The sequence below is a fragment of the Oceanobacillus senegalensis genome, assembly GCF_900176885.1.
Classification (GTDB): domain Bacteria; phylum Bacillota; class Bacilli; order Bacillales; family Amphibacillaceae; genus Oceanobacillus; species Oceanobacillus senegalensis.
In genome coordinates this window covers 1,372,917-1,386,848 of record NZ_LT839648.1, presented here as the reverse complement: position 1 = coordinate 1,386,848, position 13,932 = coordinate 1,372,917, and the positions used below count along the sequence as shown (strand labels likewise).

14 protein-coding genes and 1 other RNA gene are annotated in these 13,932 nt (G+C 35.8%); 5 read left to right on the top strand and 10 right to left on the bottom strand.

From position 1 onward, the window contains the following. The first annotated feature begins 32 nt into the window (after positions 1 to 32). Positions 33 to 536, top strand: coding sequence for a cytochrome c oxidase subunit II (locus CAO17_RS06675; RefSeq protein ID WP_085992066.1), 504 nt, complete (start codon positions 33 to 35; stop codon positions 534 to 536). Beyond that, positions 536 to 2,227: a b(o/a)3-type cytochrome-c oxidase subunit 1 gene (locus CAO17_RS06670; protein ID WP_085992065.1), complete on the top strand. Its 1,692-nt coding sequence runs from the start codon at positions 536 to 538 to the stop codon at positions 2,225 to 2,227. The genes CAO17_RS06675 and CAO17_RS06670 overlap by 1 nt, the downstream gene beginning before the upstream one ends. Positions 2,228 to 2,260: 33 nt before the next feature. Here the strand turns inward: CAO17_RS06670 and CAO17_RS06665 are convergent, their stop codons facing one another. The 8 genes from CAO17_RS06665 to CAO17_RS06630 all read right to left on the bottom strand — a co-directional run bounded on the left by CAO17_RS06665 (position 2,261) and on the right by CAO17_RS06630 (position 8,535). Then, complete coding sequence (locus CAO17_RS06665; protein ID WP_085994423.1) at positions 2,261 to 2,779, bottom strand: isoprenylcysteine carboxyl methyltransferase family protein; 519 nt, start codon at positions 2,777 to 2,779, stop codon at positions 2,261 to 2,263. Then, positions 2,779 to 3,867: a type III polyketide synthase gene (locus CAO17_RS06660; RefSeq protein ID WP_085992064.1), complete on the bottom strand. Its 1,089-nt coding sequence runs from the start codon at positions 3,865 to 3,867 to the stop codon at positions 2,779 to 2,781. Before CAO17_RS06660 ends, CAO17_RS06665 begins: the two co-directional genes overlap by 1 nt. A 37-nt stretch (positions 3,868 to 3,904) precedes the next feature. After that, positions 3,905 to 5,404, bottom strand: coding sequence for a carboxypeptidase M32 (locus CAO17_RS06655; RefSeq protein WP_085992063.1), 1,500 nt, complete (start codon positions 5,402 to 5,404; stop codon positions 3,905 to 3,907). Between the two features lie 3 nt (positions 5,405 to 5,407). Next, the gene (locus CAO17_RS06650; RefSeq protein ID WP_085992062.1) at positions 5,408 to 6,544 is read right to left on the bottom strand and encodes a THUMP domain-containing class I SAM-dependent RNA methyltransferase; all 1,137 of its coding nucleotides are present in this window, start codon (positions 6,542 to 6,544) and stop codon (positions 5,408 to 5,410) included. A gap of 286 nt (positions 6,545 to 6,830) precedes the next feature. Continuing rightward, positions 6,831 to 7,210: RNase P RNA component class B (gene rnpB, locus CAO17_RS06645), an RNA gene on the bottom strand. A 70-nt stretch (positions 7,211 to 7,280) separates the two neighbouring features. After that, positions 7,281 to 7,592: a cell division regulator GpsB gene (gene gpsB, locus CAO17_RS06640; protein ID WP_085992061.1), complete on the bottom strand. Its 312-nt coding sequence runs from the start codon at positions 7,590 to 7,592 to the stop codon at positions 7,281 to 7,283. Between the two features lie 199 nt (positions 7,593 to 7,791). After that, entirely contained in the window at positions 7,792 to 8,166 is a 375-nt protein-coding gene (locus tag CAO17_RS06635) for a DUF1798 family protein (protein WP_085992060.1), read from the bottom strand. 162 nt (positions 8,167 to 8,328) lie between these two features. Further along, positions 8,329 to 8,535 (bottom strand): hypothetical protein, encoded by a 207-nt coding sequence (locus tag CAO17_RS06630; protein WP_085992059.1) that lies wholly within the window; start codon positions 8,533 to 8,535, stop codon positions 8,329 to 8,331. Between the two features lie 159 nt (positions 8,536 to 8,694). On the opposite strand from CAO17_RS06630, the gene CAO17_RS21325 reads away from it, so the two are divergent. From CAO17_RS21325 to CAO17_RS06620, 3 genes are all read left to right on the top strand, one after another. Then, positions 8,695 to 8,802, top strand: a complete 108-nt coding sequence (locus CAO17_RS21325; protein ID WP_218775536.1) for a spore protein — start codon at positions 8,695 to 8,697, stop codon at positions 8,800 to 8,802. Between the two features lie 291 nt (positions 8,803 to 9,093). Next, positions 9,094 to 9,687, top strand: coding sequence for a Holliday junction resolvase RecU (recU, locus tag CAO17_RS06625; protein WP_085992058.1), 594 nt, complete (start codon positions 9,094 to 9,096; stop codon positions 9,685 to 9,687). A gap of 55 nt (positions 9,688 to 9,742) precedes the next feature. After that, complete coding sequence (locus CAO17_RS06620; RefSeq protein ID WP_085992057.1) at positions 9,743 to 12,517, top strand: PBP1A family penicillin-binding protein; 2,775 nt, start codon at positions 9,743 to 9,745, stop codon at positions 12,515 to 12,517. A 31-nt stretch (positions 12,518 to 12,548) separates the two neighbouring features. Here CAO17_RS06620 and nth read toward each other — a convergent pair whose 3' ends face one another. Both nth and CAO17_RS06610 read right to left on the bottom strand, forming a co-directional pair. Continuing rightward, entirely contained in the window at positions 12,549 to 13,217 is a 669-nt protein-coding gene (gene nth / locus CAO17_RS06615; protein WP_085992056.1) for an endonuclease III, read from the bottom strand. Position 13,218: 1 nt separating this feature from the next. Beyond that, positions 13,219 to 13,911, bottom strand: a complete 693-nt coding sequence (locus tag CAO17_RS06610) for a DnaD domain-containing protein (protein WP_085992055.1) — start codon at positions 13,909 to 13,911, stop codon at positions 13,219 to 13,221. Positions 13,912 to 13,932 lie beyond the last annotated feature (21 nt).

Here is a 13,932-nt window from a genome sequence, read left to right as displayed (position 1 = left end):
TAAAAAATTAGTTTGAAGGGGGAACGAATAAGATGCATTTACACAAATATGAAAAATGGTGGCTCACTTTTGGTATTGCTGGATTAATAATTTTCTTAATCATTTTAGGATATGGTGCATTTTATTTAGGTACACATCCACAAAGTCACGGAATTACTATTGATCCAGAGAACATTCAAGCGGAAGAAGCATTTAAACCAGAGAACCTTGGATTAACGAAAGTGGATGATGGGAAATATGTCCTAAATGTTGTTGCTAGTGCCTTTAATTATGATTTAGGAAAAGACGAAGATGGAAATGCAGTAAAACACATTAGAATTCCTAAAGGATCTACTGTTCTCATTCAAGCAACCTCACCTGATGTTATCCATGGATTTAATATTGCTGGAACCAATGCAAATATGATGGTAGAGCCGGGATATATAAGCAGTATGGAAGTAGAAATGAAAACCCCAGGAGAATACACACTTCTATGTAATGAATACTGTGGAGTAGGCCATCATATGATGTATGCTACTGTGGAGGTGTATGAATAATGGCCGTTGAGAAATTATTAAACTTTAGAAATGACTCAAGATTTCCATTAACTATATCAAAATCAGAAAAAAGACTTTATATGTCTTATATTACCTTCGCCTTTATTGCATTATTTGTCGGCGGATTAATGGGGCTTTTACAAGTACTAGTTCGTTCAGGTCATTTTACCTTACCAGCTGGAATTGACTATTATCAGGTATTAACGGTGCACGGAGTAATATTAGGGCTTGTTCTAACGACATACTTTATTATTGGATTCCAATATGCATTAATGGGAAAAACAGTGGGTATCTCTGAAACCCAGAAACGTGTAGCTTGGTTAGGTTTTTGGGTAATGACATTTGGAACACTTACAACTGCAATTACTGTTCTTTATGGGAAAGCAAGCGTACTTTATACATTCTATGCCCCATTACAAGCGCACCCTGCTTTTTATATCGGTTTAGCTCTAGTAATTGTAGGAAGTTGGATTTCATGTTTCGTTAATTGGAGACAACTATATCTTTGGAAAAAGAAACATCCCAATGAAAAATCTCCGCTTCTAGCATTTATGGTAGTAATTAACATGGTCATGTGGTTTATATGTACACTTGGAGTAGCTGGAACTGTTTTATTCCAATTTATTCCTTGGTCATTAGGATATGCTGCAACCATAGATGTTCTATTAAGCCGTACGTTGTTTTGGTATTTCGGTCACCCATTAGTTTATTTTTGGTTATTACCTGCATACATGGCATGGTATGCAATTATTCCAAAAATTATCGGAGGGAAAATATTTAGTGATTCACTAGCACGATTAGCTTTTGTATTATTTTTGTTCTTCTCTATACCAGTTGGACTTCATCACCAATTGACAGAACCAGGGCTTGATACAACTTGGAAGTTTATTCAAGTAACATTGACCTTTATGGTTGTTATTCCAAGTTTGATGACAGCATTTTCTATGTTTGCAACGTTTGAAATTACCGGTCGTAAAAAAGGTTATGGAGGATTATTTGGATGGCTTAAACATCTGCCATGGAAAGATGTGCGTTTCCTAGCTCCTTTTATTGGTATGGCAGCGTTTATTCCTGGAGGAGCTGGAGGCCTTATTAATGCTTCTTACCAATTAAATTCTGTTATTCATAATACCATTTGGGTCACTGGTCACTTTCATTTAACAGTGGCAACAACTGTTATTCTTACTTTTTTTGGTATCACGTACTGGTTAGTACCTCATTTAACTGGACGTAAACTGACAAAATCAATTAACCGGCTAGGTATTATACAAACAATTTTCTGGACGGTTGGTATGACCATCATGTCTGGTGCTATGCATATTCAGGGCCTTTTAGGTGGTCCTAGACGTTCAGCCTATTCAACATATAATGGGTCCGAACAAGTAGCAGAATGGGGAGCATATCAAATGGCTCAAGCAATCGGGGGTTCCATCCTTTTTATCGCGATTATTCTCATGATTTACATTTTTATCAAATTAGCCTTCTTTGCACCTAAAGGAGATCAAGAGTTCCCTATTGCAGTGGAAGATAAAGACGCGCAACCAACTCCTATGTGGTTAGAAAACTGGAAATTATGGATTGGTATAACCATCGCTTTAATTCTATTTGCTTATACTATACCAATTGCAGACATAATTCAAAATGCACCACCAGGATCAGCACCATTTGCATGGCCAATCGGTAATAATTAAATAAAAGAAGGACAGTTATGTACTGTCCTCCTTTTATTTTCCCATTTTAACTTTTTTCAATGCCTTTTCTTCTGCCGGTATGCGTATCTTCAATAAAATTAAATGAAATAGTGGAAACAATACAGCCGTCATGTATGCTCCAAACAATAGTGGGATAACAAAAAGCTCAACGCCCACAATCACATAATTGGGATGCTTGATATATTTATAAGGTCCCCTTTTAACGAGAGCTACATTAGGAAGAACAATAATTTTTGTATTCCAAAACCTACCTAATGATTGAATACACCAAACTCTTGCTAGTTGGGTTAAAAGAAATAGAGCAAATAGATAGTTATTTAGTTCACTCACACTATTTGTTTGTAGTGATACTTCTAGAAGGATAGAAATAAAGAAACAACTGTGCACAATGAAAAACCACTTGTAATGTTCTGATCCTATTTCTATTCCTCCCCGTTCCCTCATCCACTGTTCATTTCTTCTAGCGATTAACAGCTCAACCAACCGTTGTAAAATAATAAAAGCAAGTAAAAGCCACATAAAGATTTGCATCATTCATTCCACTCCAATAATAGTAATTCAGAGCTAAATCCAGGCCCTAATGCGGATAATACGCTTTTATTATTTCCATTTATCCCTTCTTTCATCCATTCATTTAAAACATATAAAACGGTTGCAGAAGACATGTTTCCATGTTCACTTAAAACCTTATAAGAATGCTTTAGTTTGTCCCGTGAGCATTGTAATGCATCTTCCATTGCTTGTAATACTTTTTTTCCTCCTGGATGCGCAATATATGAATGGATTTCATCCTCTTTTATATCCAACTCTTTTAAAAAGGACTCCACGTGTTCCTTCCAAAATGATTCAACCAACGATGGAATACTCTTTGAAAAGATCACCTCTAACCCTTTATTTGTGACTTCCCATCCCATTACAGAGGAACTATTTGGTTTTAATAAAGAACTTGTCGATTTAATTTTTAATGAAGGCCCCTTACTATAGGAGCGGTAAGGAGAATCTTTTCCAATAACTAGTGTTGCACTAATACCATCCGCAAATAAAGCGGTTCCAATAATATTACTCTTTTTAATATCTCCCTTTTGAAAAGTCAAACTACAAAGCTCAGTACAGACAACCAGTGCAATCTTATCAGGATATGCATTCGTCCAATCATATGCCTTTGATAGTCCCATAGCGCCACCTGCACAACCAAGCCCCCATAAAGGCATGCGCTTTATATCGTAACGGAACGGGCGTTCGTTGATAAGATAAGCATCCATAGATGGTGCTGCAATACCGGAACTAGATACAAAAATAATGGTATCAATTGCTTCATATGGTATCTTGTCTGTTAAAAAGTCCTGATTATGTAAGCAATGATCAATAGCTTTTAATGAATAATCCTTAGCTAATTTCTCATAGAGTCTGTTTTTCTCCTCAAAAGAATGATCCTCTTGAAACCATGACTTCTCCACAACAAATTGTCTGTTTTTCACCGCCGCATTATCAAAAACGGGTAGTAATCTATCTACCTGTCTTGATGAATAACGAAAAATTTCCTTAACCAAATGTTTGATGTCTTGTTGATTTATATTATACTTTGGTGTACTAATACCAGTTGAACAGATATAAGTCATGGAGTAAGCTCACCTTTCTACGATGTATATATTTCTCTTAAGGTATTTGGTAAATATCTACATATTTCCTTGTTAAGTAAGCAACTAAGTAGTCAGAACTCAATTTCTCATTCGTAATTTCTTCTAATAATTGTAATGGTTTTTTTGTTTTACCATATTGATGAATATTTCTTAATAGCCATTCATTGATAGGTGCGAATTCTCCAGTAGCCACAAGCTCTTCCACATCTAATTCCTTAGACATCGTATGATAGAACTGGGTAGCATACATATACCCTAGAGCATAGGAAGGGAAATAACCAAAATCCCCACTTGACCAATGGATATCCTGTAACACTCCTTCCCGGTCTGTTGGTGGTTCAATACCTAAATAATCTACCATCTTTTCATTCCATAAATGAGGTAAATCCGCTACTTTAATTTCGTCATTCATTAATGCTTTCTCTAATTCATATCGAATCATAATATGCAATGGATAGGTTAACTCATCTGCTTCAATTCGAATAAAAGAAGGTTTCACTTCATTCACCGCTCGATAGAATTCGTCCATCGATACATCCTGAAAGTTTCCTGGTGCATAGGTTTTAAATTGTTTATAATAATATTGCCAAAATGGTTTACTTCTACTAATTATATTTTCCCAAAATAGGGATTGTGATTCATGAATTCCCATGGATGTACCAGTTGCTAGTGGGGTTCGATCTAATTTAGGACTAATATTTTGTTCATATAAGGCATGTCCTGCTTCATGAATGGTGCCAAAAACAGCCATACGAAAATCCTCTTCATCATATCTTGTTGTAATTCGAACATCATTTCTATTTAGAGTAATCTCAAATGGATGAATCGTATCGTCCAACCTCCCACTATCGAAGCTATAACCAATCTCCTTTAAGACCTTTATTGTAAATTCTTTTTGCTTAGTCTTTGGAAAATACCCTTTAAGTACAGCAGCATTTGGTTTATTATCGCTTGCATTTATTTTATCCAATAGCTTGATGATAGCATGACGAAGTTTTGGGAAAACATCATCCAATAGTTCCGTAGTGATACCTGGTTCAAAATTATGTAGCAATGCATCATAAATATTTTTATCATAACCCCAGTAGTTGGCAAATCTTTTATTGTATTCCACTAATTCTTCCAAATAAGGCTGAAACATTGAAAAATCAGCCTTTTCTCGCGCCTTCTGCCATATCGCTTCTGATTTTGATTGTAGCATGACATATGCTTTGTACTCCTCATTAGGGATTTTGCGGTTTTTATCATATATTTCTTCACATTCAGTAATTATCTTTTGAATAAGATCATTCTCCGATGACTTTAGCTTATCTATAAATCGCTTCATTTGATCTGATGTTTGTAAATGATGCAGTTTTTCTGCTAGAAAACCTACTACTTCTGATCTCTGTTCGACAGCATTTTTTGGTATCTTTGTTCTCATATCCCAATAGGTAAGCATTAGCATTTCACGGTAGGAATCCATTTCCCGTAAATATTGCCAGAAAGATTCTTCAAGTTGGTTTATTTCCCCCATTTATTACTCTCCCTTTATCTTTTTACCGAAATATTGATAGTAATTCGTCTGAATAAATCCATTAAATAATTTTCGTTTCTTCGTTGCGTTTTCCCCATACTCTTTTTCAAATTGCTCATAAGCTGTTAGAATATATACACTCCATGATGGATGCTGTTTCATAATTGTTCCAAGATCCTGATACAATTCCTTAACCGTCTCCTTATCGCTTAAACGTTGTCCATAAGGAGGGTTTCCAATAATATAGCCATTATCTTCACGGATAGAAAGATCTCTCACTTGCATTTGTTTCCAGCTGACTAAATCTCCTAGACCTGCTTCCATTGCATTTTTCTCAGCAATGTTTATCATTTTATGGTCTATATCAGAACCAATTATGGATAATGGTTGATCATATTTTGCTTTATCTTCCGCTTCTTCAAAGGCCTCATCCCATAATTTACTTTTAATAAACGTCCAATCTTCTGATACAAAATCGCGATTAAAGCCTGGTGCAATATTCTGCCCGATTAATGCAGCCTCAATTGCTATTGTTCCAGATCCGCAAAATGGGTCTATTAAAGGATTGTCGGGTTTCCAGTTCGTTAATTGCACTAATGCAGCCGCCATGGTTTCTTTTAAAGGTGCTTCTCCTTGTCCAACACGATAACCCCTTTTATGTAAACCTGTCCCTGATGTATCAATAGTTAATGTTGCTATATCCTTTAATAATGCAACTTCGATTTTATACATAGCACCCGATTCAGGCATCTTATAAGCAACACCGTGTTTTAATTTTAGTTTTTCAGCAATAGACTTCTTAACAATTTTCTGACAATCAGGAACACTAAGTAATTCTGATTTAACGGACTTACCAGAAACAGGGAATTGCCCGTCCTCTGGGATATATTTTTCCCAAGGTAGTTTTTTTGTTGATTCGAATAGTTCATCAAATGTAGTTGCTTTAAACTCACCTACAAGAAGTTTTATTCTATCTGCAGTCCGTAGCCATAAATTACATCTCGGTATGGCTGAAATGGGAGCATTAAAAATAACCTTTCCATTTTCTATTTGAACTTCATATCCGAGATTTTTTACTTCATTTGCTACAACAGATTCTAATCCCATTGCAGCAGTGGCTATTAGTGTAACATTTTGCATGAGATAATTCCTTTCATTTCCAATTTTGTTATTATAGTTTACCATAGATAAAGTGAAAATTCATTTAGTAGAGAGACCTGCATCCTATCCCTCCACGGAATGTTAGTCGAACGAATCAGGGCTTTATTGGCAGTTTACCCCCACTTGAAATTTTCGATTCATCTCCAAGTGGGGGGTAAACTGCTAGTTAAGACGCGATAAAATAAAAAAACCTTTTCTATAGCCTAGACTATAAAAAAGATTTCGTTATTGTTTCTTATTATAATTAATGGTGACCTATTAAATACTCGATAAGCCATGTTCTGTCCCTTTGTACTGCAAGCGGCGGTCAACCTCGTACGCCGGGTGTAATCATCTATCTACAAGTCATACGACCTGTCCCTCGTTCGGTTCATTTCCCTACTAAAGGATGCCCCTACCATTATTTGGGTTGCTCACTCGTGGGGTTTACCTCGTTCCACCTAGAATGTTTCCATCCTAGCATCGTCACTGTGGCACTTTCAAGGATATCATTCCATATCAAATGACTTAGGAACTTCTCCTGCCGTTAGCCCAAAGACTACCTTGACTTATGAATTCGTCAAGCACGAACACTACAAACATCTCAGTTTGTGTGAGCATGGACTTTCCTCTGTATGAAAGGTCATACAGCGATTACCTGAGTATTTAACAATTCATTTATGTACCTATCATAGCATGAACATAGTGAATATGCAATGGTACATGTTGGAAAAACTTAGCCTTCTGAATCAGCAAATTTCTTTCCAAAAACAGCTTTTTCCAGATTAGATAGTCTTTTAAGAATATCATAATTAACCTGTGTCGGCTGTTGTGGAGATCGTAATCTCGTTGTTTGTTCTGTAGAAGTTTTCCTTAATTTTTCTATTTCTTGATGTAAACGAGCAATTTCTTGTTGAAAAGCATCATAGTCCTGTATAATTAAATCTAAAAATTCATCAACTTCTTCTTGATTATAACCGCGCATTCCCGTTTTAAAATCCTTTTCAAGAATATCTTTTCCGTTTAAACGAACTCCTTTTACACTCATTTCATTCACCTCATCGTTAATCACTAAAAATATGATCCAATTATTTATATTTTTGTTTGTTTATTCTTTTATTATAGCATAAGTATCGCTATGTTACGTGGGAACTTTTCGACACGTTATGCTGGATTCCATTCAAGCTCCACTTATTTTTATGTAAAAAAAGGAAACTGGAATTTCAGCTTCCCTACTTCTCTATTTCTTATTGTTCTTCAGTCCAAGATGTTGACGACATTTCTGCTAATAATTGTTCAAAAATGTATTTAATCGACTTATAGTATTCCATATATCTTCTTCGTCGTAGGTCTTTGTAGTAGCTATGCATGATAAGTAAATCCATATTTTCTTTTGTGGAGGTAACTTGTTGTGGATGTATAGTTACCTTCCTTTTCTTAACAATCGCTAGAGCCTTACTTTCCCAGTCTTCTAACTGTTCAAATATGGGAGTCGTTTGCTCCTTTACGGTTAGAAAGAAAGATTTATCTCTCATATTTTCTGGTGGCTCTTCTTCATCGAAACGCTTTTTTAATTGTTCTAGATCTCGTTGCAATGATACGGTCAGTTCTTGTACATTCATTATGATTCCGCCTTCTACTTCATAATAGGCATATATCTATATGCTGTTACTACTACTTTAACATATTTTATAGAAAGGCTGTTTTCTAAAGGTGAACATTTATTTCTACTACATCAACAAACGCTATAAAGTATACTAAACTAACCTATAAAAAAGCTATAATCATCTTAACTGGTTTATCCATTCCTTTGTTTTTGCGATTGAGTATTTCTGGTTCTCGTACCGATTGGAAATTTCCGTTTCCGTCTTCATGATTAACTTCTGATCCATCAAACGGATTTGATCAGAAATGTCATGTAAGGATGCTTCGAATTGCTTCTTATCTACACCATCAACAAAAGTCTCTATCTTATTTGCTGCAATTGACATATCCTCACCTCATTTTCATATTTGTTAATTATTATTTTCGCTATATCCATAACAACTCCTTCACGTTCGACAAAACTAGAAGAAAACGTACAAAAGAAGTGAAAAACCTAATCTTTTTCACGGATTTAGACACAATAAGAATGGAAGGAGGTATTTTAAATGGACAAAAGTAAAGAAATTCTAAAGAAAGAAAAACAGCAGAAGAAAGCTAATCAAGCCATAAAAGGGGATAAAAAGCTAAACGGCCCTAATCGCCCATCTACTTAATGATGGTGGATAGTCAAAGCTTCCATATTAAACGAAAAAGGATTTGTTGTAAAAACAAATCCTTTTTCGTTATTTACTACAGATACCTTCATCGATTGATATCTTTATATCAATACTCATATTCATTGTCTATATTATGTGAATTTGTTAACTTTATTATATAATATAGACAGAATGGATTAATGTATAGTTTATCCTTTCTAGAATGGTGATTGGTCGGGATAGTAAGTTTAAAGTTACCAATACATCATTTTTTTGGTATGATACTGTATTGATTAGGAGGATATTTTGATGAATTATCCAAATGGACAGAAAAAAATCAAAAACCAAGAATCGTCTGCTAAACGGTCCAATAATATTTTTAGTAATCGTGGAATGTCTTTGGAGGAAGATATTAATGTAACCAATCAATACTATGTAGACATTGATAAAGCTATTATTCACAAGAAGCCTACACCTGTACAAATCGTAAAGGTTAACTATCCAAGGCGAAGTGCTGCTGTTATTACAGAGGCATATTTTAAACAAGCTTCTACTACCGATTATAATGGATTGTATCGGGGAAAATATGTAGACTTTGAAGCAAAAGAAACAAAAAATAAAACAACCTTTCCACTAGCAAATATTCATAATCATCAAATACAACATATGAAATCCATTGTGGAACATGGGGGAATTTGTTTTATTATTATACGTTTCTCAGCTTTAGAAGAAACGTTCCTCATGCAAGCAGAGAAACTTTTTAAATTCTGGGGCGACAAATTAAGTGGTGGAAAGAAATCTATCTCCTATGAAAAAATTAAACAAACTAGTTTCCTCATACCTTTTCAATACCAAGCTCGGGTGGACTATTTGTCTATTATTGATCAATTATATTTTGGATGAGACTCAAAAATGATGTTGAAATTGTTTTATTAAAGAGAGACGGAGGTTAAGAGCTATGGCAGATAATGGCCAAACTCGTACAGCAAGACGAAAACAAAAAAAAGCAACCAATAAGCCTATTTGGAAAAAAATCTTATTAACAACAATACTTTTATTATTAGCAATCGGAATTGGTGCGGGAGCAGTTGGAACCTATTGGATAGCTACTGCCCCTGATATCGATGCAGCTATGTTAGAGGACCCCTATGCTTCTGTTCTATTAGATAAGGATGGGGAGAAGTTTGCCGAATTGGGTGCAAATCGGAAAAAAGTAAATTACGAAGATTTACCCCAAGTTTTAATTGATGCGGTAACTGCGACAGAGGATGCACGATTTTTTGAGCATCCTGGTATCGACCTTAAAAGAATTGGCGGTGCTATCATTGCGAATATAACGGAAGGTTTTGGTTCTGAGGGGGCAAGTACCATAACACAGCAAGTGGTTGAAAAATCATTTTTAACCCCAGATAAAGAACTGAAGTTAAAGGTACAAGAACAATGGATGGCACTTAAACTAGAAAGACAGTATTCCAAAGAAGAAATTTTAGAAATGTACTTAAATAAAATATTTTACGGTGCTAATTCTTATGGTGTCGCACAAGCAGCGGAGACATACTTTGGTAAAGAAGATTTACAGGAGTTAACGTTACCAGAAGCAGCAATTTTAGCTGGATTACCACAGCGTCCAACTGCTTATAATCCATTTCAAAATCCTGAACTTACCAAGGAAAGAATGAACACGGTATTAGATTTAATGGTTAGACATGGTAAAATCACGGAAGCAGAAGCAAATGAGGCTAGAGAAGTTGAAATTGCCTCCCTGCTTATAGAATCAGAACCTAATGCTGAACCATATGAATCTTTCATTCAACAAGTTAGAAAAGAAGTTAAAGAAAAACTGGATGGAGCAGATATTGATACAGACGGACTTGTCATTCACACAACATTAGATCGTGATGCACAGGATTATGTAGATTTTCTATTATCTGACAGTGATGAAAATCCAATAAGCTATCCGAATGAACAAATGCCACACCTTCAATCCGCGATGGTTGTACTTGATACGAAATCAGGTGCAATCCAGGCCATTGGTGGACGGAGAAATAATAATGATGAAGATGGACAAATGCTGTATAATTATGCGATTGGAGATGGAAGTCAACTTGGATCAACAGCTAAGCCGATAATGGCTTATGGTCCGGCCATCGAATACAATAAAATGTCAACCTACCACCAAATAAATGACGATAAACCGTATGAAATTTCTGGAACCAATCAAGTCATTCGAAACTGGAACAGATCACATGCTGGTTGGATAACAGCACGATATGCACTACAGCAATCCCTTAACGTTCCAACTATTAAAGTTTTTGAAGAAGTGGGTGCCGATAAGGTCCAAGCTTTTGCAGAAAGTTTAGGGATCCAATTCCATGAGGACCAAATTATTCTTACAGATGCAATTGGTGGTTCAGGAACGAATGTCAATGCACTTCAATTAGCTGGTGCGTATCGTCCATTCGGTAATGAGGGTGTTTACAATGAGCCATATGCTGTTACGAAAGTCGAATTCCCAGATGGTGAAGTCGTGGATTTAACTCCAGAACCTGAAGTAGTGATGGAAGATTACACAGCTTATATGGTCACTGATATGCTGAAAAGTGTCGTAACAAGTGGTACTGGTACCGCAGCAAATATACCTGGATTACCAATAGCTGGTAAAACAGGTACAACTAACTTGGAAAATAAATCTGGCTCTCCAGATGCATGGTTTGCTGGTTATACGACCAACTATACTATCGCAGCCTGGACAGGAGGATATGAAGTAGATGAGAATGACAAGATGACAAGGGCTCCCATACCTAATGGATACACGAAAATATCACAACAACTATTTAAACATACGATGAAAAAAATATCGGAAGGAAAGGAAACACCTGATTTCGCTAAGCCCGATTCTGTTGTAGAGGCGCAGGTTGAAAAAGGTTCTAACCCGGCTAAAAAACCAAGTAAATACACTCCATCATCGGAAATCGTAACCGAATTATTTGTAAAAGGTACAGAACCTAATAGCGTCTCTAAAAAATATGATCAGCTTGATCCAGTAACAGACTTAAAAGCTTCCTATGATCAGGAATCAGAAGCAATTAAAGTAAGCTGGGATTACGAATCGGATGAAGATGTTAGCTTTACCGTCCGTTCTGCGGTTGACGGTGGAGAAATGCAGGAGCTATCCTCAACAGAGGAGACATCGATGGAAATCAATGAAGTAGAACCCGGTGAACATACGATACAAGTAATTGTAAGTAATGGTTCCAGCCAGAGTGAGCCTGCTTCTACTACTGTAACTGTCTCTGATGAAAATGAGGATAATAAAAACAAAGGGAATATTAAGGCTGTCGAAGGACTGACAGCGCAATTTGTAAAAGAAAGTTCTCTAGTCGATGTGAACTGGTCCTATAATGGTCCACCCGCTCTGTTTGAGGTTACAGTAAATGGACAGTCGCATTCCAACTTAGTAGAAGCTCAAGGAATTGAAATAACGAATGTCACACCTGGTGAAACATATACAATCCATGTAACACCAGTTGGGCAAAATGGAGCAAATAGTGGTATAAGAGGTGAAACACGCACAATCGAATATCAAGTACCTGATCCTGAAAATGAAGCAGAGCCTGCAACAGAAGAACAAGATTCTGATAATGGTAATGCGGAAAACGATAATAATGAAGAGAATGAGGGATCACGTAACGAAAATCAAGAAAATCAGGAAAATGAAGAATCTGATGAATAAAAAATAGGTCAACTCTTTTAGAAGAGTTGACCTATTTTACGTTTTCCAGCTTTCCTCTTTTCTTCATTCGCTTTTGCCCTTCCCTACACAAATCCAATAATGGGCATTCTGGGCAATTAGGATTTCTTGCCTTACAGTGATACCTCCCAAAGAATATCATCCGGTGATGCGTAACACTCCATTCATCCTTTGGTACTTTACGCATTAACGTTTCCTCTACTTCGATAACAGAATCCTTCCATCTACAAATCCCTAACCTTTTTGAAACGCGTTCTACATGTGTATCCACTGCAATCGCTGGTTCATTAAACGCAATCGAAGCAACTACATTAGCTGTTTTTCTTCCTACCCCCGCTAATTTCATTAACTCATTTTTACTACTTGGTACTTCCCCATCATATTCATCAATTAGAACCTGACAAAGTTTTCGAATATTTTTTGCCTTATTTCGATATAAACCAATTGATTTAATATCGTTTTGCAATTCCTCTAATGTAACGGATAAATAATCTTCTGGTGATTTGTACTTTTTAAATAAATCCGCTGTTACTTTATTAACTAACTTATCCGTACACTGTGCAGAAAGCAATACCGCTATTACTAATTCAAACGGATTGGAATGATTCAATTCCCCTTTTGCATCTGGAAACATCTCTGCCATTTGGTCTAAACAATATCTTATTTGCTTTTTGTTTAACACATTAATCTTCCCCCTCTAACCAGTTATAATAAATGGATGTGTCTCTTTTTTTAGTCGGTTCCTGTTTCGGGGCTAACCCCTGTTTATTTTGATGAAAGTTCTTACTAGCATTCCTAGCCTGTTCAACCGTATGAATTCCTTTTTTCTTCCACTCTCTAAGAATACGGTCTATATATTTAAAATTCAGTTTTCCCATTAACACAGATTCACGTAAACCAGCTTTGATAAGTGCTGGTTCAATTTTATCCTCATCAAGCCAGCTATTCACCATCTCTATTTCAAAAGGGGATAACGGCCTTCCGAATTCTTGTTCAAATAGAATAAAAATACTACCATCTGCCTGAATTTCTTCATCCTTTTTTTCCTCTGTGAAATACAGTCTTTCAAAAAGCGGATTTAGTGAATAAGATTCACTTAATATATGCTGTTCATTTTCTAGCTGTTCTATAGATAAAACATTTTTTTGTACAAGCTTCCGTAAGATTTGCGCACATTCTTTTTCATCAATTGTCATATGATTTGCAATGTCACTTGGAGTCGGAAAGTCGATATTCTCCTTTATGAAATATAACAATTGAATAATAACTACAACTTCCTTTTCATCCAATTCAAGTTCCTTATAGGTTGTTAATAATTTATTAGGAACAAGTAGTTGGTCAAGAAAAAATTGTTGATATGGAATTGATTTAGACATGGATAGACACCTCATTCATAG

Bases quoted from the DNA above. Each gene is read 5' to 3' on its own strand.
- CAO17_RS06620 (WP_085992057.1), top strand. From the start codon at position 9,743: ATGGCAGATAATGGCCAAACTCGTACAGCAAGACGAAAACAAAAAAAA.
- CAO17_RS06655 (WP_085992063.1), bottom strand. From the start codon at position 5,404: ATGGGGGAAATAAACCAACTTGAAGAATCTTTCTGGCAATATTTACGG.
- CAO17_RS06670 (WP_085992065.1), top strand. From the start codon at position 536: ATGGCCGTTGAGAAATTATTAAACTTTAGAAATGACTCAAGATTTCCA.
- CAO17_RS06660 (WP_085992064.1), bottom strand. From the start codon at position 3,867: ATGACTTATATCTGTTCAACTGGTATTAGTACACCAAAGTATAATATA.
- CAO17_RS06650 (WP_085992062.1), bottom strand. From the start codon at position 6,544: ATGCAAAATGTTACACTAATAGCCACTGCTGCAATGGGATTAGAATCT.
- CAO17_RS06635 (WP_085992060.1), bottom strand. From the start codon at position 8,166: ATGAATGTACAAGAACTGACCGTATCATTGCAACGAGATCTAGAACAA.
- CAO17_RS06630 (WP_085992059.1), bottom strand. From the start codon at position 8,535: ATGTCAATTGCAGCAAATAAGATAGAGACTTTTGTTGATGGTGTAGAT.
- CAO17_RS21325 (WP_218775536.1), top strand. From the start codon at position 8,695: ATGGACAAAAGTAAAGAAATTCTAAAGAAAGAAAAACAGCAGAAGAAA.
- recU (WP_085992058.1), top strand. From the start codon at position 9,094: ATGAATTATCCAAATGGACAGAAAAAAATCAAAAACCAAGAATCGTCT.
- CAO17_RS06610 (WP_085992055.1), bottom strand. From the start codon at position 13,911: ATGTCTAAATCAATTCCATATCAACAATTTTTTCTTGACCAACTACTT.
- gpsB (WP_085992061.1), bottom strand. From the start codon at position 7,592: ATGAGTGTAAAAGGAGTTCGTTTAAACGGAAAAGATATTCTTGAAAAG.
- CAO17_RS06675 (WP_085992066.1), top strand. From the start codon at position 33: ATGCATTTACACAAATATGAAAAATGGTGGCTCACTTTTGGTATTGCT.
- CAO17_RS06665 (WP_085994423.1), bottom strand. From the start codon at position 2,779: ATGCAAATCTTTATGTGGCTTTTACTTGCTTTTATTATTTTACAACGG.